General features: G+C 44.8%; 18 protein-coding genes and 1 pseudogene. 10 read left to right on the top strand and 9 right to left on the bottom strand.

Annotated features, from left to right (window positions below):
- The first annotated feature begins 272 nt into the window (after window positions 1–272).
- Window positions 273–1,511 carry an EAL domain-containing protein gene (locus HQQ92_RS21155; RefSeq protein WP_173248186.1) on the top strand — a complete coding sequence of 413 codons (1,239 nt, stop codon included), beginning with the start codon at window positions 273–275 and terminating at the stop codon, window positions 1,509–1,511.
- A 4-nt stretch (window positions 1,512–1,515) separates the two neighbouring features.
- On the opposite strand, the gene menE is transcribed toward HQQ92_RS21155, so the two are convergent.
- The 5 genes from menE to HQQ92_RS21130 all read right to left on the bottom strand — a co-directional run bounded on the left by menE (window position 1,516) and on the right by HQQ92_RS21130 (window position 7,726).
- Complete coding sequence (gene menE / locus HQQ92_RS21150; protein WP_375539970.1) at window positions 1,516–2,961, bottom strand: o-succinylbenzoate--CoA ligase; 1,446 nt, start codon at window positions 2,959–2,961, stop codon at window positions 1,516–1,518.
- Window positions 2,924–4,036, bottom strand: a complete 1,113-nt coding sequence (menC, locus tag HQQ92_RS21145; RefSeq protein ID WP_173248183.1) for an o-succinylbenzoate synthase — start codon at window positions 4,034–4,036, stop codon at window positions 2,924–2,926. Before menC ends, menE begins: the two co-directional genes overlap by 38 nt.
- A gap of 26 nt (window positions 4,037–4,062) precedes the next feature.
- The gene (gene menH / locus HQQ92_RS21140; protein ID WP_173248181.1) at window positions 4,063–4,851 is read right to left on the bottom strand and encodes a 2-succinyl-6-hydroxy-2,4-cyclohexadiene-1-carboxylate synthase; all 789 of its coding nucleotides are present in this window, start codon (window positions 4,849–4,851) and stop codon (window positions 4,063–4,065) included.
- The gene (gene menD, locus HQQ92_RS21135) at window positions 4,851–6,572 is read right to left on the bottom strand and encodes a 2-succinyl-5-enolpyruvyl-6-hydroxy-3-cyclohexene-1-carboxylic-acid synthase (protein WP_173248179.1); all 1,722 of its coding nucleotides are present in this window, start codon (window positions 6,570–6,572) and stop codon (window positions 4,851–4,853) included. Before menD ends, menH begins: the two co-directional genes overlap by 1 nt.
- A 185-nt stretch (window positions 6,573–6,757) precedes the next feature.
- The gene (locus tag HQQ92_RS21130) at window positions 6,758–7,726 is read right to left on the bottom strand and encodes a LysR family transcriptional regulator (protein WP_105250597.1); all 969 of its coding nucleotides are present in this window, start codon (window positions 7,724–7,726) and stop codon (window positions 6,758–6,760) included.
- A gap of 409 nt (window positions 7,727–8,135) precedes the next feature.
- Here HQQ92_RS21130 and HQQ92_RS21125 point away from each other — a divergent pair, with 409 nt between their 5' ends.
- From HQQ92_RS21125 to nrfD, 4 genes are all read left to right on the top strand, one after another.
- The gene (locus HQQ92_RS21125; protein WP_105250596.1) at window positions 8,136–8,612 is read left to right on the top strand and encodes a DUF2726 domain-containing protein; all 477 of its coding nucleotides are present in this window, start codon (window positions 8,136–8,138) and stop codon (window positions 8,610–8,612) included.
- A 76-nt stretch (window positions 8,613–8,688) separates the two neighbouring features.
- Window positions 8,689–9,153, top strand: a complete 465-nt coding sequence (locus HQQ92_RS21120) for a cytochrome c3 family protein (RefSeq protein WP_173248177.1) — start codon at window positions 8,689–8,691, stop codon at window positions 9,151–9,153.
- Window positions 9,154–9,157: 4 nt separating this feature from the next.
- Window positions 9,158–9,844 (top strand): 4Fe-4S dicluster domain-containing protein, encoded by a 687-nt coding sequence (locus tag HQQ92_RS21115; protein ID WP_105250594.1) that lies wholly within the window; start codon window positions 9,158–9,160, stop codon window positions 9,842–9,844.
- The gene (nrfD, locus tag HQQ92_RS21110) at window positions 9,841–10,782 is read left to right on the top strand and encodes a cytochrome c nitrite reductase subunit NrfD (protein ID WP_105250593.1); all 942 of its coding nucleotides are present in this window, start codon (window positions 9,841–9,843) and stop codon (window positions 10,780–10,782) included. The genes HQQ92_RS21115 and nrfD overlap by 4 nt, the downstream gene beginning before the upstream one ends.
- Window positions 10,783–11,051: 269 nt before the next feature.
- Here the strand turns inward: nrfD and HQQ92_RS21105 are convergent, their stop codons facing one another.
- Window positions 11,052–11,483 carry an Lrp/AsnC family transcriptional regulator gene (locus HQQ92_RS21105; RefSeq protein WP_006079646.1) on the bottom strand — a complete coding sequence of 144 codons (432 nt, stop codon included), beginning with the start codon at window positions 11,481–11,483 and terminating at the stop codon, window positions 11,052–11,054.
- A 251-nt stretch (window positions 11,484–11,734) separates the two neighbouring features.
- Between HQQ92_RS21105 and yjeH the strand changes: the two genes are divergently transcribed.
- Window positions 11,735–12,997, top strand: a complete 1,263-nt coding sequence (gene yjeH / locus HQQ92_RS21100) for an L-methionine/branched-chain amino acid transporter (RefSeq protein WP_173248175.1) — start codon at window positions 11,735–11,737, stop codon at window positions 12,995–12,997.
- 288 nt (window positions 12,998–13,285) lie between these two features.
- Window positions 13,286–14,110 (top strand): HDOD domain-containing protein, encoded by an 825-nt coding sequence (locus HQQ92_RS21095; protein ID WP_173248173.1) that lies wholly within the window; start codon window positions 13,286–13,288, stop codon window positions 14,108–14,110.
- A 177-nt stretch (window positions 14,111–14,287) separates the two neighbouring features.
- On the opposite strand, the gene HQQ92_RS21090 is transcribed toward HQQ92_RS21095, so the two are convergent.
- The gene (locus tag HQQ92_RS21090) at window positions 14,288–14,749 is read right to left on the bottom strand and encodes a TerB family tellurite resistance protein (protein WP_173248172.1); all 462 of its coding nucleotides are present in this window, start codon (window positions 14,747–14,749) and stop codon (window positions 14,288–14,290) included.
- Between the two features lie 100 nt (window positions 14,750–14,849).
- On the bottom strand, window positions 14,850–15,380 hold the full coding sequence (locus tag HQQ92_RS21085) for a DUF2780 domain-containing protein (RefSeq protein WP_173248170.1): 531 nt from the start codon (window positions 15,378–15,380) through the stop codon (window positions 14,850–14,852).
- 190 nt (window positions 15,381–15,570) lie between these two features.
- Here HQQ92_RS21085 and HQQ92_RS21080 point away from each other — a divergent pair, with 190 nt between their 5' ends.
- Both HQQ92_RS21080 and HQQ92_RS21075 read left to right on the top strand, forming a co-directional pair.
- The gene (locus tag HQQ92_RS21080) at window positions 15,571–16,278 is read left to right on the top strand and encodes a hypothetical protein (RefSeq protein ID WP_105250588.1); all 708 of its coding nucleotides are present in this window, start codon (window positions 15,571–15,573) and stop codon (window positions 16,276–16,278) included.
- A gap of 33 nt (window positions 16,279–16,311) precedes the next feature.
- On the top strand, window positions 16,312–17,790 hold the full coding sequence (locus HQQ92_RS21075) for a DUF4145 domain-containing protein (RefSeq protein WP_173248168.1): 1,479 nt from the start codon (window positions 16,312–16,314) through the stop codon (window positions 17,788–17,790).
- A 22-nt stretch (window positions 17,791–17,812) separates the two neighbouring features.
- Here the strand turns inward: HQQ92_RS21075 and HQQ92_RS21070 are convergent, their stop codons facing one another.
- Complete coding sequence (locus tag HQQ92_RS21070; protein WP_173248166.1) at window positions 17,813–18,160, bottom strand: hypothetical protein; 348 nt, start codon at window positions 18,158–18,160, stop codon at window positions 17,813–17,815.
- 376 nt (window positions 18,161–18,536) lie between these two features.
- Between HQQ92_RS21070 and HQQ92_RS21065 the strand changes: the two are divergent.
- Window positions 18,537–20,408, top strand: a pseudogene (locus HQQ92_RS21065) (methyl-accepting chemotaxis protein).
- Window positions 20,409–20,422 lie beyond the last annotated feature (14 nt).

Raw genomic sequence — 20,422 nt, 5'->3', positions numbered from 1 at the left:
AAATAAAACTATGTGATTAAGATTTTTCCTACATATTTTTCAGCAATTTCTTTTAAATAATAGTCGTAAAATATTTGAAGGCAGATGAATTTAATCATAGGCATTCTCATTGTTTTTAATTCATAAACATCTGTATATATTTGTATCTCGAGTTTTGATCCTCTAGTGATTTAAATTATAGCTGACTATCTATATCTCGGTGTTGCAGCTTTTTTGCGGCAAGGGCGTAACAGGCATTTGTCTATTAGTATTTTAATTTTAAAGGGTATTCAATGGGTAAGGTTAGAGTGATTGTCTTAGAAGACCACCCCTTTCAACGTGCAGTACTTGAGCATAATCTTGCATCTCTTAGCAACGTTGAGGTGTTTGCTTTTGGGGCAGCACAAGATGCGCTTGTTTGGCTCGATGAGCATCATAGTGCGGACATAGTGATATGCGATCTCATGATGGCAGGTATTGATGGTCTATCGTTTTTGCGCAAAGCAAAAGCAAAATACGATATAGCTTCAGTTGCATTATTTAGTTGTATTGATAAGGAACTCAGGCGGTCTGTATCGCAGATGATTAAAATGCTTAATTTTGAATATCTTGGTGATTTAAGTAAGTGCCCATCAGTGGATAATTTGCAGCGTATGTTAGATAGATTTACCAACAGTCGCATTCAAAGGAGTCAAATAGCTTCGGGTTTTATCGCAGCTAGGTGCCCCGAAAATTTTGTATTTGAGGATTTTGAACAGGCATTGAAGCAAAGACAGTTCGTGGGGTTTTATCAGCCTAAGTTTGATGTTGCAGGCTTTAGCTTGAAAGGGGCAGAAATGCTCGCACGCTGGCATCATCCTGATTTTGGATTGTTAAATCCCAGTACTTTTATTGACCGGTTAATTTCACATGGCTTACTTGACGATTTATTCTTACAGTTATTCGAGCAAGGCTGCGCTTTACAACAGCGTTTACAACAACATGAAAGCCTAATTTCTCTCGCCTATAATCTCGATATCTCGCAACTCAATTCGACTAAATTAGTGTATCAGATTGTCGATATGGTAAAGAAATTTAACATTCTTCCTCAATGTATTACCCTCGAAATTACTGAGACGGGTTTGTTGGCTGCGCCAGCAGTGAATATGGAGAATTTAATCCGCTTGCGAATGCTAGGATTTGAATTGGCGATTGATGATTTTGGTGCTGCACATTCTTCATTGGCACGTTTATGCGAATTGCCTTTCTCACAAATTAAATTAGATGGTTGTTTTGTGCGTGAACTTAGTGTTGAGCCTAGGTGCCAAGCCGCAATTTCCAGCGTGATAGCGTTATCACAAGCACTTAATATGGAGTTAGTGATAGAAGGTATTGAAACAAATTCCCAATTAGTATTGCTGCAACAGCTTGGCTGTACGATTGGACAGGGCTTTTGTTTTTCTCGTCCTATTGATGAGCAAACATTTATCCAACGTTTTTTCCCTGCGAGTTTACAGCTTAAAGAATTACAGGAGCTTAGCCTTGATTTTTAGTGGACTAACTTGTTTTTGTTAGCTCACGGATCAAGGATTTTCGGTTCACTTTCAGTCCTATTTGTTCATTATTTTCTGGCCATGAATAATATTGTCTTGGACGTTTGAAGCGGGCGATTTTGTTGGCAAGGAACAGTTCGAGCGTATTTGCAATCGACTCTGGGTGGTGGGTTAAACTGCCGCGAATGATGGCGGCAGGGAGATTGCCAAATTGTACATCTGGTATGGCGAAAACGATTGCATCGTCTATTTGTGGGTGCTGTTTAAGCGCGGCTTCGATTTCTTCTGGCTGGATGTTTTCGCCGCCGCAGATAAACATATTATCGACGCGGCCAAGAATGCGCAGATTACCATTTTCGTCCCATTCGCCCTTGTCTTTGGTGTAAAACCAGTCGTCTTGTTCAACGCACTTTTGTATTCCATCCGCGGTGAGATAGCCCATAAACAGACATTCGCCGCGCACCAAAATCACACCGTTTTCGATTTTAAGCTCACGCTTGGGGAGTAATTTGCCACTGCTACCGTCGCTTAAAGCGTGACCTGTGGTGATCTGCGAGCCCATTTCCGTCATGCCGTAACTGGTGTAACTGGCGATATTGTGTTGCTTAAGTTGTTGGAGTAAGTCAATTGAGACTGCGCCGCCACCAAGTAATAAGGCTTTGATACTTTTAAGCTTGCTGCTCGTATCGGCGAGTAACTTGCTCAGTTGTGTGGGAACGAGAGATATGTGAGTCAACTGATCTTGGTCAATCTGCTGACCAAGGCTAAGCGCTTGATCTGGTATGACAACACTGGCACCGACTAAGGCACAGCGGTTTAATATCGCAAGACCGCCAATATGGAATAAGGGCAAGGAGAGTAGCCAGGCATCACCTTGTTCGAGTGGGATTAAGCTGCGGGCACCTTCGGCATTGGCAATATGATTCGCTAAGCAATGCACCGCCGCTTTGGGAAAGCCACTAGAGCCTGAAGTTAAAATCACATTAGCTGGACGAGTAAAGTCGACAGGCAGGGCTAAGTCGCTGCTAATGTGATTGAAATTTAAGCGCAAGTGATGACAATTCTGTAGTTCACAAACCTCAGCACTCCAAACATAGCGGATTTGATGTTGATCAATTAAGCCTTGGATCTGCGCGAGGGGAAAACGTGGCGAGATAGGAAAAAAGATTACTCCTATATCGATGCAGGCCCAATAGAGACAAATGATCTCGAGATTATTGCTAGCAATACAGGCGAGCGGCTCACCGTTTGAGATCCCCGCAGCGCTTAGCTGCTGAGCCAGTGCGATAACGCGCTGGCTAAGCTCTGAGTAGCTAATGTCTTGCCCCGCCAACTTGATGGCTGTCTGCTGTGGAAACGCAAGCGCAGCTTGGTGCACGGGTGACAGTGCAAGCGGTTTTGATAGGCTGGCATTAGACAAACTCGTTTCCCTCACTTTTGGCTGTATCATCATTTTGTTGCATTGAATCAATGGTGTGCAGTGCAATTGGCTCAAGTTGTGCGAGTGTGAGGCAGTATTTTTTACCCGATGACACGACTAAATCTTGGCTAAAGGCGCTGAGGGTATCGAGCCCAGGGATTTCATCCGGAGTGAGAATCGCGGCTAAATGGGCCAGATCATTAATGCCTAAACTGCTCTCTAGACTCGAACTGATAATGCAACGTACGCCGTAGCTTTGCGCCGTATCGATTAAATTAGCTAGCTTTTCGATACTGCCGAGCAGCATAGGCTTGATGACAAGCGCAGTCAGGCCATTTTGCATTACAAACTGGTATTCTGGATCGTTGAGCGATTCATCGAGGGCGTAGGGTATACCAATTGATTGATAAAATTCATGATTATCATGAGGATTCAGGCAAGGTTCCTCAATGTACTCTATGGTATCTAGGGGCAAGCAAGCGGCAAATTCGATTGCTTGCTCAAGTGTAAACCCTCGGTTCGCGTCCAAACGCAATTTGAGATCGGGGCGGGTACGTAAAATGCCATAAATCAGGCTTAGTTCATCTTCGATTGAAGTTTGCGCGACTTTGACTTTAACCGAACGAACATTCCTGCTAAGGGCGGCAATTTTGCTATCGAGCAAGTCTTTGCTGGCATCCGTTGGATGATAAATCAAAGGGACTGTGGCCGTTTGTGGACGGATGGCATCGAGTTTGCCCATTAACTTGGCATGTAACAGACTTAAACCAAAGGCCAAAGAAGGGTAAGGACTTTGCTCGGCGCATTCCAGCAATGTATCAATATGCTGACCGCAGAGTTGGGGTAATAATCCAGTCAAAGCCGTTTGCACTTGAGTGAGTGTTTCACGGCTGAACCCCATCAAGGCTTGTTCATCGACATCTATGCCAGAGAGTGGGGCAATTTCAACTTCGACTTGTCTATGCTCGCCACCAACATTAGCGCTGGCACTTACATTGGCTTGTAGTACTAATCCCGCTCTGTGATCGATACGTTGCTTGCCGACGGGCAATAATACGTCGAGCGGTAGTCGATATTGATACAGGTTAAGCGAAGTTAATATCATATATTTCCTACATTTTAATTCTGTCATTACCCTAGCAACTTCACTATTTTTGAGGTTAATGCCTCGGGAGCGGCTTGGTGTATGTTGTGGCCGGCGCCGTGAATACTATGGATGAGGATGGGCGCGTGTAATTGCCACTCTTGGGCGAGGGCGTGGAACTTAGCATCTTGGTTGCCCGCAAAGAAATGGCACTCACAGGTAAGCTGCAAAGGTACATCCCACATCGATGCTTGGTGTGCGAGTGAGGTGGCTATGAATACCTCTTTCAGCCGCAGTTTAGGATGCAGATCTAATGCTGCAGAACGATGCTCGATTAAGGTTTTTCGTTTGGTAGCCGTCATATCGGTAAATATGGGCTGCTGATACCACAAGCTTAAAAAGTCTTTGCTATTCAGATGCAGTAAACGCTCGGCCCACTGGGTATCATTTTTAGTTCTGGCAAGTTTTTCTTGCGGGTCTGTAAGTCCAGGATGGCAGGATTCGAGGTTTAGGCTCAGAAGTCTTTCTGGATAGGCTTTGGCAAGGTGCAGAGCAATACGGCCACCTAGAGAATAACCATAGAGATGGAATTGACCAATATGAAGGCCATTCAGGTGTGCCAACACATCTTCAACACATTGGTTAAATCCATCTAATTCGGTTGGCTTCAACTCCCTTTGGCTATCCCCGTGGCCCGGCAGATCTAAGCAAATACAGTGAAAGTGCTGGCTTAGCGCTGGCATTAACGGCAACCAGTCGGTCTTGGTGCCTAAAAATCCATGCAGTAGCACTAAGGTCGGTAGTGAAGAATTGCCGTAACGGGCCATGGTTGGCATTAGCTTTGTTTCACCCACAAGTTGAGCTCGGCGATTTGGTCGCTGGCTTGTGTTTGACTTACATTGACTTCAATGATCGAAGCCCCCTGAAAATCCAGCGCTTCATTATAGCTATCTTGAAAATCGGCTAAATTATCCACTTGATTATAGGGTAAATTAAACATAGCTGCGGCGTAGCCAAATTCTAAACCGTGGCTGAGTCGATAATAATCGCTACGGACTTGTTCATTGGGAACAGGCAATAAGTTGAAGATATTACCGCCATCGTTATTGAGGATCACTATCACCAGCGGGCTGGTTAAACCTTTAGCGATGGCCAGCGAGTTAAGATCGTGCAGTTGTGATAAATCACCGATGATTAAACTCGTGGGTTTGCCTTCATGGGCCGCAATACCGCAGGCGGTGGCGAGTAATCCGTCAATACCCGATGCGCCACGATTAGTATAAGTGGTTGCCGTACAACAACTGACAGGGGCATACATGTCGTACAAGCGTACAGGCAGGCTGTTGCCGATAAAAAGCTGCTGTTCTAGCGGACGAGTATTGGCGATGGCACGCACAACTTGTGCCTCACCAAACTCCCCTTGGTCGATATTGCGCACAAATAAGTTATGCAATTCATCGTTATAGGTGATTAGGGTATTCGCCCAGTTTGCCGAGGATGAGCGATACCAATTTAAGGCTGCAAACTGTTGTGCATTCGCGTGCCAAATGTGTTTAGCATTGTGGCTAGGGTCAAGCCTGTCTTGTTCTGGTAAAACCTGCCAATAGCTGTGCCAATTTTGCTCGGTGAGATAACCTATCAAGCGTTTTGATAATAAACGGCCGCCGAATACGAGTACACGATCCGCTTCCTGCAATAGATTACGCGCCCTTGGATGTTGCAGCAGTTGATCAATATTACCTATTGCCGCTGGATGCTGACGCAGTTGCGACTGGGCATCGGTAAGTAATGGCCAGCCGATTTTTTGCGATAGGGCAATTAGTTGCTGTGGATCTTGCTCAGGCGTGAGAGTACCGACAACGATTACCCCTTTACCGTGGACGAACCGCATAATGGCATCATCACTTGGGCTGCTCACCTGTTTGCTCTTACCGTATTGGGTATACGGGCGTGCGAGCTGCAGCCAAGTTTGCAATGGTTTGAGGTAGGGTGATTCGGCATCGAGAATCGCGCCACCGAGTTCACTCGGATACAAGGGCTCACGGTACATGCAGTTGATGTGCACTGGACGAGTTTGATTCGCCACTGCTTCATCCACTGTGGTAAGCAACGCCTGCGGTGCGATATGTGTATCCGGTGTTGGCAAATTCACTTGAGTGGCGTAATTCGCAAAAATTCCCGGTTGGACTATGGCTTGATTGGCACCGCAGCCGAGTAATTCTGGCGGACGATCGCCACTTAAGACGATTAAAGGTACATGGGTCAGCCACGCCTCCACAATGGCAGGGTACAAGTTGGCGACGGCGGTGCCTGAGGTCGTAATGATGGCGACCGGTGCGCGGCTAGCTTTTGCTAGACCTAAGGCCATAAAGCCGAGCCCACGCTCGTCGAAATGTAAGTGACGCTGGAGTTTAGTTTGCTGGGCGGCGGCGAGGGTTAACGGTGTTGAGCGCGAGCCCGGCGCCATACACACATGTTGTACGCCAAGACGTGCTAACTCCTCAAGAATAAGGGCGCCCCAAATAAGATTAAGAGTGGCTGTATTTTCGGTCCGCATAGCTGAATCTATTAGGATAAAGATGGGCTTAGTGTAACGTGTTTATGCTCCAAGATGTATGCTTGGTTTAACAATTCTCGAGTGGATCGCATGGGGGCTGAGGTGGAGCCTAAGCTAAGGCAGAGGATGCCTGTCACCTCGTGTATCGGTGGTTTGTTGTTTGGATATGTTGAGCTATTGCTTGGCTAGATAATACGATCGACGATTTTTTTAATCTCTCCGCTTAACCATTTCAAGTCCTCATTGATTGCATTGGGCTGATTTTTTTGCACTAAGAAAATCGTTGGGGTTTCTGTATCTGCATATAAACGTTCTGCTTCATACTGCGATAGTTGACACGTATGCAGTTCAGGAATATCACTCACCATTTCGTAAACTATCCGATAAGGCAATAGGGAGACTGCATTACTTTCGCCTAGATATTCAAACAAACTTGAAATACTGGTAATGGTAATTTCAGTATTGAGTTTAATGCCATTCGTTATACAAAACTCTTGGTATGGACTCAATTTGGTGCTGGGATTACCAAGATCCGTATTGACATAGGGGTATTCCGCAATCGTTTCTAGGGTGATTTCCCGTTTAAAAATAGGATGATGCCTGCTAGCAATCAGGTAGAGTTTGTCCATACGTTGCAATTCAGTCGTTAGCAGTTTATCGCCGAAGGCGGCAACATCGGCAGCACTTTTATTGCAACAAATACCTAGGGTTGTATCACCATTAATAATGTCTTGAGTCGTATGCATAGACCAAGGGTTTATATTAATGTGCATGGGTTTTTGCTCTTCTTTAATAGCCTGCATCAAGGCCTTAGGGAAGGTGTAGGCAATTAATCCTGGCGCTGCTATTTCGACATGCGTCTTAACTTGGCGAGTGTTTGCTATTCTGGCTTTTTGAAACTTATCAGTACACTCAATTGCTTCTTTTGCAATTGGATATAAATGAGTAGCAAACTCATTTGGGAATAAGCCATATTTACGACGAATAAATAACTCATCACCAAAAATTTCCCGTAGATTTTTAAGGCTACGGCTGATTTTAGGGGCTGGAATGTCTAGCGCTTTCGATACATAGGTTGCTGACTTGTTCTCATATAATGAAACAAGTATTTTTAAACTCAGAATATCGAGGCCATCCATGTTACTAATGTGCATTTTTTATATTCCTTAATATTGAGCAAATACTTAAATCAATGCCTAATTATGGTGCTAATTAATAATTTTAATGTGAAACTAATCCCAAGTTTTGGATCTAGATTTTATCTATGTGTATCAAAGGTTTTTTGTTTTATTTTTTAATATTTAAAATGGTTTTTCATAAAATTTAAAATTTCAAAAACTGATATTTACATATTTAAAATGCAAATACTGAATTATCAAGTATCAATATTTGTATTTAAGATTTACATAATTTTGCAATGTGACGCGCAATGTAAATCATTGTTTATATTTAAGTTGTTATTTGCAAGTGTGACATGTGTCAAGAAAAAATAAGTGTTTTCAAATAATACTAAAGTTGCTTTAAAGGAGATAACAAAAAATAAATTAGTTTTTGGAGGCGTGTATGAATACTTCAGTCATTCTCAGCTATGCGTTTATGTACTTCGTACTATTCGTAGCAGTACCATTCGTGTTTGTGATGTTTGTCATGACTTGCATTAAGTTTTTTAAAGCAGGTCCTGATGAAGCCGCACATCATGAGATGAAACTTAAACCAGTATTGTTTGATAAACAAAGTTTCAATTTTTTTAAATCATTAAAAACAGTTGTTGAAGGTAAATACGATGTTTGTTGTAACGTGCCATTGGACACTGTATTTGAGATGGACAAACATGATACGGAATTAAATCATGAATGCCGACTTGATTATGTATTGATCGACCATGATTCATCTGAAGTGAAAATGGTTATCAGTGATTTTGGCAAAGAAACTAACTCACCACTGAAAAAACTGTTTAGCAAGTTCAATATCAGTTTCATTGAAATGAACCAGCATAAACAGTGGGATACTCAGAGTCTTAAGCAAGCCTTGGCTGTGTGATCTTGACCGTCGGGTTCGGAATTATCCGAACTCGACCCCTTCTTTACCTTCCTACGGATAAATGTGAGGACTTCCTATGTCCAAAAGACAATGGCTGTGGTCGTTACGCTTAGGTGCTGCTGCGTTGCTTTTAAGCTTTTCTGCAATGAGTGCTGAGCCAGCCAATCAAATTAACAGTGATGCTTGTATGAAGTGTCACAAGCGTAATGGTCAAATGTTAGGGCATCATGGTCAAGATGCGATGAAAATGAGCTGTTCTTCCTGTCATGGAGAAAAGGGCGACCACCCTAAAAAACCGAATGATATGGTGGTCTTTGGTATGGAAGAATCGTCGGATCTGACGGTTCAGCTGAGAGTGTGTCAGAAGTGTCATACCAAGAAAAAACTCAGTGGAGCAGATTGGACGCATAACGTACATGCTCAAAAAGTGCCTTGTGCCGCCTGCCATAAATTACATAGCCCAACGGATCCAATGGCGGATATGACGCCGAAGATTCGCAGTGAGCTATGTAGCAGTTGCCACACTGGCAAGCAGGAGTAAGGTTATGGAAAATTCAAAAAGAAGATTTCTAAAAGGCACCTGTGCCTTATTTGCTGGCGCTACAGGTGCATCATTACTCGCCACAGTGAATGCATCGGATAGTGTTAAAGCAGAACCTGATGTCAAATATGCACTTATTCATGATGAAACTAAGTGTATAGGTTGCCAAGCGTGTGAGGTGGCTTGTCGTGAAGTGAATAATGTACCCGAAGGTGTGTCTAGGCTTCAAATTAAGCAAGCGGGTCCCTTTGGCGAATACCCTAATCAGTTTTATCACTTTAGTCGCAAGTCTTGTCAGCATTGTGAAGACGCACCCTGTGTAAATGTATGTCCAACTGGAGCTGCATTTATTGATAAAGAAACGGGTATCGTTTCTGTCGATGCATGGAAATGCGTAGGTTGCCAATACTGTATTGCAGCTTGTCCTTATCAAGTCCGTTTTATTAATCCTGTCACCCATGCGGCGGATAAGTGTGATTTCTGCCGAGAAACTAACCTAGCTCAAGGTAAACAACCTGCCTGTGTTGCTGCTTGCCCAACAAAGGCACTCGTGTTCGGTAATTTAAAAGATCCGACTTCTGAGGTTGTTCAAGTTCTGCGGTCTAATCCAACCCAGCGCACTAAGGTTGATCTTGGAACGAGACCTAAATTGTTCCGTATCGTTGCAAAATCAGGGGAGGTGATACTATGAGTGCCCTACATTTTGATACCTTAGTGTGGCATTGGCCGATTGCAATTTACCTGTTTTTAGCGGGTGTATCTGCGGGAGCCATGTTCTTCGCCGTACTGTTGAAACATTTTGTTTTGAAGCAAAACGCCTATCAGTCTGGTTTTGTGCGAGCCGCTTGTATTGTCGCGCCTGTAGCTGTGATGGCCGGGTTAGGGATATTGGTCGCAGACTTAACTAAACCTCTCGATTTTTGGAAGATTTTGGTGTTCTACAACCCTAAATCTGTCATGTCGATGGGCGTGCTTATTCTGCTGATTTACCAAGTATTTATGTTTATGTGGATTGGTTTGACCTTCCGTAAACCTGTTGATGCTTGGTGTGAAACACGCTTTCCTATTGTGCTTAAGTTGACCGCATTATTGGCTCGATTTGAAGCGACAATTACAGGATTGCTCGTGATTCTATCCTTGGCATTGGGCGCGTATACAGGCTTCCTACTCTCGGCCTTGCCAGGCTATCCCATGCTTAAAAACCCTGTGTTACCTCTGCTGTTTTTGGCATCTGGTTTGTCTTCCGGTGCGGCATCATCTTTACTCGGTGGCGTGTTGATGAATGGCAAGCCTAATGACAAAGAGGTGCACTTTATCCACAAGGTTGAAATCCCACTGATTTTAGTCGAAATCGTGCTGATTTTTACCTTCTTTATGGGCTTAGTGCTAACAGGTGGACAGAGTAAAATTGCCGCCTTTAATGCCTTAGGGTATGGCTTCTGGGGATGGATTTTCTGGCTTGGTATTATTGGACTCGGTTTGTCGGGACCATTGGCGATGAATCTATTTATGACGGCGACATCTAAACGGAAATGGGCCTATGTGGCGGGGACGGCTTGCTTGAGCTTGATCGGGGTATTACTGCTACGTAACTTCATACTCTATACAGGACAAATGACGATCGCTTAAGGCGTACCGTTAATTAATGACGAAAAAATCATAATAATCAATGGAATCGACGGATCGCGGAAACAATGTCAAAGGAAAACATTGTAGATGAGGCCCTTGCGGCGCTGGCTGAGCTCTCAAGGGTTAAGTCTAGCCGCGGTTGGTTGTGTAACAGGGAGGTCGCTGGGCAAGGATGCCATATTTTACACTTCAATATTTTGCCCTGCCTCCAAACGGGCCTCGCCACCTTATTCCTAAGGGTGGCGTTTCTTGTTTTAGGGAGGCACGATTTATTCGCCGAGGTTATTAATCCATTCACTCATTACCACATGGGTTTTGATCTTGATGATGTCAGTGTGAGTGTCGATATACTCACGGATCTCATGCAGGCGGCGCATCGAGGGCGCATGCACGTACACGAGTAAATCCATATCACCAGAAATACCACGGCAGGTAATTACTTCGGGGATCGCTTGGAATACGTGTACCACGTCGGCGCAACGTGGACATTGATGCTGGATTTCGAAATAAGCCGATACTCCTTCTTTTTGCGACTCACTCAAGAGCACTTGATAGCCACGGATCACTCCGGTTTGTTCGAGCTTTTTTATGCGCTCGGCAACCGCACTACGGGATAGATTGACCTGTTCGGCGATATTCGACACGCTCTGGCGCGCATCCTGACGCAAACTATGAATGATGGCCGTATCGAATTTATCCAAGGGTGACTCCAGTGAAAATGGCTATATTGAATCTATGTGTTATTTTGCCATTGGTTTGAATAACCACAGAATTCGCTGAGTATTTTTGCTTAAAATTTTACCAAAATTTAAACTGACCGTCATTTTGATGGAAATAACGTTATTTGCCGCGATTTTGCCGGTATTGGACGTGGAGAACACTGAAATTAACGGCAGATTGTAGGGCGAAATCTCATTATACTGACAGCTCAAAAACCACAGAATATTAACAGATGAATTCAAATAGCGGAACTATAGGTCGTTGGCAAGGTGCGGGTTTAATGGCGACCACTTTGCTCGGTACAGGGGTATTTATTTTGCCTCAGATGACTATTGAAAAAGCGCATTCTGGCGCCTTAGTCGCATGGATCTTGTTAACCTTGGCCATTATTCCAGTGGCACTGGTCTTTGGTCGTTTAGCGAGTGTATTTCCCCATGCCGCAGGCCCCGCTTACTTTGTCGAAAAAGCCTTTGGTCGCACCGCTGGTCGAACAATTGGACTGATCTTTTTACTGGTTGTGCCCATGGGGGCGCCGGCCGCGATTTTGATGACCTTTCAGTTTGTGAATGCCTTAATACCGATATCGGGTTGGTCCAAGGTTGGTGTTGAAATATTCGTGATTTTTGGCTTGTTTCTGATTAATTTAAGAGGCATCCAAGTGTCGGCTAAGCTGCAATTTGGCCTGACACTTTGCATTGTCGCCGTTGTTGTGGTCTTGTTTGGTGCGAGTAGTTTTCAGCAAGGTCATCTCACGACACTTGCTAGCCATGGTATGCCTGAAATGCCGACCGTGATGATTGCCGCTGGCATCGCTTTTTGGAGTTTCTTGGGTATAGAAGCTATGACCCATCTTGCCGATGATTTTCGTCGTCCGCAGCAGGATATGATCCCCGCTATGATGATGGGCACAGTGCTGGTGGGCGTGATTTATGTGGCTTGTACACTTTTATTGCTATTAGTGCCGACAGATAAAAGTGTCGCCATGATCGGCGTGTTTGACCAACTGCTCGGTGGTTACGGTGCGCAAGTGATTGGTGTGTTAGGTATCGCAAGTGGATTGGCAACCGTTAACGTGTATGCGGCTAGTGCGGCACGTCTGGTCTGGAGTTTTAGTTGTGAAGGCATTTTACCGCGCTTCTTTGCCGTTAAGAATGCCCATGGTGTACCTATTCGCGCACTTGCTGCGCTGTTATCTGTGATGGCAAGCGTGATCGTACTGACTTACCTTACCGGGCAAGAGTTAGAGCACCTTATTGCATGGAGCAACGGCGTATTTGTGGTGATCTATTTGATGGCTATGCTCGCTGCCGCTAAGTTATTACCACGGCACAATTGGCCGCTGGTGGCGCTGGGTTGTGCGTTTTGCTTAGTATTAGGTTTTGCCCTAGGTGCAAGTATGTCCTATGTGCTTGTGTTGATCTTAGTGGTCGCACCATTTTTGTGGTGGCAAAAGACCCATATTAGTCGCAAACAAAGTTTGGCGTTACCTGAGTAATATTCGACCCCTCTGGGGCTAAATCAACATGATGGATTAATTAAGAAAGCCCCGAACTCTTTATTGTCATAAGAGTTTGGGGCTTTTTTGTGTGGCTTAGTGGATTTCGAAACTGGATATGATTGAGTGCGATTAAATTGCATGAAACAAAGAGGTAAACCTTAAGTCTGATGGCTGCCAAGCTTTGTTGCCGAAGGACTGCACATTACTGATATTTAATGTATCTCGGTGAGCGAGGCGATAACTTGTGTTCTATATTTTGATCATTCATACGGAAGGAGAATAAATATGGATTCAGCTGCGTTGCTCAATCGTGTCGATGAGTTACCTAGGTTACCTAAGGCGATCAGTGAATTGTTAGATGCGGTCAATGATGACAATGCGACAGTAAAAAGCATTGCCACTAAAGTTTCACACGATCCCTTAATCAGCGCTAGGGTGTTACGCCTTGCTAACTGTGCCCACTATGGACGCAGTCGAGAGGTTGGCACTATCGATGAAGCTGTTGTGCGTCTTGGGATGCAAACCCTACGAACCTTAGTGCTCGCATCGGCGGTGATTGGTGCTGTCCCTAAGTGTGAAGGAATAGATTTAGCCCAGTTTTGGGGGCAAACCTTTGAGATTGCGCTTTATAGTCAAGAAATGGCAAAGCGTTGTGGTGCTGTCCCAGAAGAAGCTTTTACTTGCGGTATCTTACATCGTATTGGCGATTTATTGATTGCGGCAGTATCGCCTGAAGATGCGGCGAAAATTGCCGAAGCTGTGGCGCAGGGTAAAGATAAGCATCAGTTTGAGCGCGAGTTACTCGGATATGATTCCCCGGATATTGGCGCATTACTAGCGAAGAATTGGAAGTTTACACCAGCGTTAGTGCAAGGCATTTTGTATCAAGACCACCCTAAGGATTCAAACCCATTTTCAAAACTTGCTGCGTTATTATGCTTATCTTACAAAGTTCTAGATGAGTGGGATACGATTGAGGATGATGAAAAAACCAGTTGGTTATCTCAATTAGCGACTAAGAAAGGATTGAAGATGGAGATGGGCGGGCTAAGGACTAAGTTGACTGAATTACACGGTTCGGGATATGAAATCGGTAAAGCGTTAGCTTAGAATTTTGTTTCGCTTAGTGTTTTAGTGAGTAGGACGGCAGTAAAAATATTTTTAGCCAAAGAGCGATATCAATTTAGTCTTAAGAAGACCATCGCGTGAATGGGGAACGGGTGTTTCGCATTCACGCTTTTTTATGGGCTTTTGTTGATTTGCACTTTGACTGAATAGTGGATGTGGTTAGCCAGTTTGTTGGGTTGCAGCTATGGCAAGATTACGCATTTGGATCAACTCGCTGTGTTTGAGGTGCAACAAATCAGCGGTGCGTCGAATGATCTGGTCTTCATATTGGGATAGCTGGCCATCGGCGTAGGCCAGTTGCCACATTGCGAGCAACAATTGCTGCTTTTGCGCTAGGCTAAATTCAGCGTTAATGGCTGAGGTGAATTCAAAGAGTGAGGTCGCGCTGCCTTGTACGCTTTTAGCTTCATCAATCAGTATCTTAGCGTCTATTTCTGACATTGATAAGGTATCGGTTAGCAGCCTAGGTAATAAGGCTTCTTCCTCTGCCGTTAAGGTCTCATCGGCAAACACGACTTCAAGTAACATACTCGCTGCGGCCAGTTTAAGTTGATGTGCCTTGTCTTCAGGGGAGACTGCTTGAGTATGAGCTTCAAAAAATCGTCTTAATTTCGCAATCATATTTGGCGGTTCTCATGCTGGAGGGAATATAAAGTAGAGTCGATTGGGAAGTGAAAGTTCACCCTAAACCTTGTATTGCTTAGGGTGAGGTAAGACTGAATTACAGTAGCGAGTTCAGACCTTTCATCAGTAAGTCTGAGGTGCCTTCAGTGCCATTAGTATCTAAGTAAGACTTAGCTATGTTGATCATTGGCATTGCTAGATCTTTAGAAATGCCCAATTTTTCAAAGGCGTCTAAAACCATAGCACTGCCTTGCAGTGATGAACCTAAATCACCCGCTTTGGATAATAAGCCAGAAACACCCGATTTTGAGTCCAATTTAGGCGCAGCGGCGACCAAACTATCGGCATTAGGAATGCTGGCTGCCAGTTTTGAGTAGTCGGTTGTTCCTAGGCTTGATTGCGCTAAGCCTAATAAACTGCCTAAGCCACCTTCGGCTTGAGTTTGGTTTAAACCCAATTGTGACATGACGCTGCCAACTAAATCATTCGACTGAGTTGCCGCTGCTGTAGTGGTCGCTTTTTCAGTTTTGGCTTGAGTTCCTGCCAAGTTATCTAACCAGCCTGCACTGGCGGGCGCCGCTAAAATACAAGTGCTGAGGAGGATAGAGAAGGTCAGAGTGTGTTTCATATGGAAGCGTCCTTTGATGGTTTGCGCACGAGTTCGCTGGACAGTTTAGCGGGTTTGTCACTTTTGTTGCAGTAGTTTTCTGTGATTTACGGTTCACACTGGTGATTTCTACTGTGCATTGCCAAGGGATTTTCGGTATCCTTAGCGGCAATTCTAAGTGTTAATTCATTTCAATTATTTGGAAAGTCGCATGTCACTATCCGCAATTTTGTCAGAAGCCTATAACTTCTTCCGTAATCATCTGGCGCAACTCGCTATGCTGACGATCCCATTACTCTTGATCCAAGTGGGGATCCAGTTATGGCTTGGTATAGAGATGAGTAAAGTTGATCTAGAAAACCCACAGTTTGGCGCACCGCATATGATCGCCATGATGCTGTTACTACTTACTTTTTCGGTATTAATTGCCGCTTTGACTCTGTTTTTAGAACTGCGCTCACAAGGGCATAGTCCTTCAGCGGGAGTGGTGTTGAAGGCGAGTTTACCGTTTGTTCCACCATTATTATTGGCTGGGGTGTTTTCTGGTCTAGCGATTTTAGCACCAGTGATGCTGTTTGCCGCCTTCGGTCCTGTGTGGCTGGTAGGATTGGTAATTAGCTTCTATCTCTTTGCGCGTTTAGCCTATGTGAACTTTATGGTTGTGGTTGAGCGCTTAACACCGCTAGAAGCGATTAAGGGTAGTTTTAGTTTTAGTGGCCCTATCGTACTGAAAACCATTGCATTATTGATGTTATATTTACCACTCTCCGTCATAGGTAGCCAGCTTTCTGGGTTAGCATCCATGGGCGGATTACCTGTGCAAATGTTAGCGGATACTTTTATGTCTTTTATTGGATTATTCGTTAACGTCGCTTTGTTCCGCTTATATATGGTGTCGAAAAAACCAAGCGTCGAATAGTGCAATATCAATTCAGCCTGCAGGGAATCACTCATGGGGACGAAAACAGTCATTAAGGATAGTGAGTTTATCCACGATTTTTCGGTCTCCTTGAGTGATGATTACCTCAAGGCGAAAAGCTATGTGCAGGATGTGCCGACACAGTCGCTACTGCACATTCGCAGTTTTACCCATAAACTTACAGAGTTACTGGGGCAAGATAAGCAAATCGCGTTTTCCAGTCCGAATTTATACGATAGGATCGAACAGCTAAATCAGCGGCGCGTGATTGATGTGAAGACCACTCGTGCCCTGCATCGATTGCGTGCCGACGGTAACCGCGGTGCTCATCCTGAGAAATACCATCTCACCCAAGAACAATTACTCGCGCTAGCGCAAAAATCCATTAAAGATGTCCTGACTTTAGTCGAGCACTTGTATCCTAAGGTTAAAGGTCGAGTTGCCCCTGACTACTGTTATGAAGCGACTGACGCTATGACGGTGAGGGACTTGTGCTACCGCGCTGTGATGGAAGATGACCCGCAAGCGCAGTATTTGGTTGGGATATCGTTTAAGACCAAGGCTTTGATACTGAAAGAACAAGAACTGCTCAAAGAGCAAGAACTTGCGGCAGAAGCCGAAGCTATATCAAGCCAAGATTTATCCACAGTTTCACCTCTAAATACCATTTCTCACATTAGCGCAGCTGACAGTTTTGCCCGAGCGGCCTATTGGTTTTCCCTTGCGGCACCTAAGCACATGGAAGCCTTACATGAGCATGGCGTAGCACTGATCCACGGTTATCAAGGCGCGCCAGAAGTGGCTAAAGGTGAACAGATCATTGCCACTGCAGCTGCAGCAGGTGTGGTCAATGCGATGGCGTTATTGGGATATTTTTATCTTGTAGGCAGTGAGTCGTTTCAACCCGACAGCAAGTTAGCACAGCAATACTTACAAGGTGCTGCAGATGGCGAGCAAACCGAAGCGATGGCGAATTTAGGAGTGTTGCATTACCAGCAAAAGAACTTAACTCAAGCCTATCATTTTATAAGCAAAGCCGCACAAGCAGGTTATCCCCATGCCCAGTATCATTTAGCATTAATGCTTGCCAATGGAGATGGTTGTACTCGAGATATGATTGCCAGTGAGCATTGGATGGCCGAAGCTGCCGAGCAAGGACAACTCGATGCTATGCTCACGCGGGCGCAGCATATGCTCAATGATGACAATGCCTTTGGCAGTGATTTGACTCAAGCTGAGGATTATTTGCGCCAAGTGATCAAATATAGCCACAGTGTGCCTGCGATGATTGAGCTGAGTATGGCACTGGCCGACGGTATCTTAGGGCGAATTGATGTCGTTGGATCTGCGGCTTTACTTAAGCTGGCACGGCAAAATGCCAATAAAAAAGAGGCGGATATTATCGAGCCTCTGTGGCGTTCACTGGTATTACAGATTGAAAATGTGCTTGAGGTAACCCAAGATCCCGCCGAAATTCATAGCCTTAAACGCGCCCAGACCTTACTCGCTTGAGCGCAGTTTTGCTTCGATTGAACTAGTGTTCATCCTCTTTATGCTCAAAAGTGCGCCCTTGATGGCGTGTCGCATTAGATTCCCTAACAATAGTGTCAGATCCATAAACCTGACTCTGCGGCTCCTCTGTCGCGTGGGCATGCTGCATTGCGTTTGCCTGAGCCTGATTAAACTTAGCCAACTGACGTGCCATATAAAAACGGCTAAATAGGACTAAACAACCGAGCGCAATGGCGCCAAATAAGAGCACGAAGGGCAATAAAAATAGTGATAAACAAATTAGGCTAATGCTAATTGCCATCGCTAACCAAGCCCGTGGGCCAGAAATTCGGGTCTGCAGTGGGCTCTGTTGGAACTGTTGAAAAATCATAAGAACTCCTCGATAGGCAGTGGACATTTAGTGTGCAATAGCGAGTGCGTATAGGTCACGTTAATCTTGATTAATTTACTTTATTTTACTCGGGAGGCCATTTTGGTGTTGCGCATTACTTTGATATGTGATCGCATGTCTATCTATATGTTGTTGCTCGAATAACAGTTGGTTAATTATATGTGTTTGCTAAAATCTTTTTGATGTAAATCTGAGCAATTTCTTTGCTAACTGTACATAATATGAGAAAATTCAGCTCAAATTTAACTGCAGTTTTAACTCAGTTAGCCGCCTTATTATATTGGTTGTAAATATTCGTTCGACCCGCTCAAACACCCTCTTGTTTCACTGCTTTGTTAATTAATTAGACGCCAACATGAACTCATATTCGCTCAAGCAAAAAATTCTGTTCTCTGTCGTGGCAGCCCTTTCACTCGTGATTGGTTTGTTGTCATGGCAAAGTTATTCCAGCCAAAAATCCCAACTGTTACAAAACAGCCTAGAACAAGTGCAGCGCTTAGGTGAACAGCAGGCTGAGCGGATACAAGAATGGTTGGCTGGCCGCCAAGATATTATGGGAGCCCTGGCGAATAAAGTTGAAGGTGACAGCCTCAATACACTTCAACAAGCACAGGCATCGGGCCGTTTTCAGCTGACCTATTTTGGCTCTCAAGCTGGGCAAATGTTGGATTCTGATCCGAGTATTGATCGTACGGGCTATGATCCTCGCAGCCGCCCTTAGTATCAACAAGCCATCAGTGAGCGCGGTCTTATTTTGACAAAACCTTACGTGGATGTTGCCTATAACATTCTGGTTGTGACTATGGCGCAGCCTACCGCACAAGGTGTTGTGGGTGGTGACTTATCTATCGCAAGCCTAGTTGACGGTGTTAATCGGATGAAGTTACCGGCAAACGGTTATGCCATCATGATGCACAAAGACGGCACTGTGATCGCTTATAAAGATCAAGCTAAGACGATGAAACCTATAGGTGAAATCGACAATGAGCTTAATCGCAACTTACCAGAACAGAGCCGTGCAGCGGGTACTCTGTTGCCTATGTATTTTGAAAATGAAGGACGTGACAAATTAGTCTGGAGCGTTGATATCCCTAATACAGATTGGGAATTAGTGTTAGTGCTTGATAAGGAAACGCTAGAAGCACCATTGTCTAACCTATTACTCACTCAATTGGGTCTCTCTGCACTCGTACTGTTGCTGAGTGTATTAGCCATTTCTTGGTTAGTTGGCATGTTACTGGGTCCTCTGAGTCGAGTATCGCAAGCTCTTGCGCGTATTGCCGATGGTAACGGTGATTTAACTCAGCGTATTTCTGTCGACACTCAAGATGAAGTGGGCGTGCTTGCCGACAGCTTTAACCGCTTTGTGGGCAGTCAACATCAGCTGATCAGCCATATTCGCCAATTAGCGAATGAGTTAGATGCCGATGCTGAACGTAGTCTTGCCACCACGCAAACTTCAGTTGCCGAGTTACAACGTCAGCAGCAAGAAGTCGCTATGGTCGCGACTGCGGTAACTGAAATGGCGAGTGCGACTAATGAGATCGCAGCCAATGCTGAGAACACGGCAACGGCAGCTCAACAGTCTGCAGCGAGCAGTTTACAGGGCAAAGAGTTAGTGAATAAAACTCGTAACTCGATTAATTCACTCGCCGATGAAGTGACTCAAGCAACGGATGTTATTGGCGATTTAAGTCGTCACGCTAAGTCTATCTCGAGTATTCTGGCGACAATTCAAGGGATTGCAGAGCAAACTAACCTGTTGGCGCTTAACGCAGCCATTGAAGCGGCTCGTGCTGGCGAGCAAGGCCGTGGTTTTGCGGTCGTTGCCGATGAAGTTCGAGTACTGTCACGTCGTACACAGGATTCGACTCAGGAAGTACATACCACGATTGAAACGCTACAACGGACTACTGCCAGAGCAGTCAGCTTGATGGAAAGCAGCCAAGCATTAGCGGGTCATAGCGTAGAAGATGCCAATGCGGCGGCGAAAGCCCTTGAAGAGATTACGCAAGCGGTCAACGTGATTTCAGATATGGCAGGCCAAATTGCTACCGCAGCGGAAGAACAGACTCAAGTGACGGGTGAAATAACCCAGAATACGGTTGCGATTAAAGATGTGACTGATGAGATTACCGCATCGGCCATGGCAGATTTGGCACAGGCGAGGGGCTTAAAAGCTCGCGCTAATGACCTGAATGCACAAGTCGCGACATTTATTCTGTAGCCTAAGTTTAAAAT

Origin of the sequence: Shewanella sp. DC2-4, assembly GCF_013248875.1 — a bacterium.
Taxonomy (GTDB): Bacteria; Pseudomonadota; Gammaproteobacteria; order Enterobacterales; family Shewanellaceae; genus Shewanella; species Shewanella oncorhynchi.
Note: the sequence above shows the minus strand (reverse complement) of the source record. Positions and strands in the feature narration are given on the sequence as shown.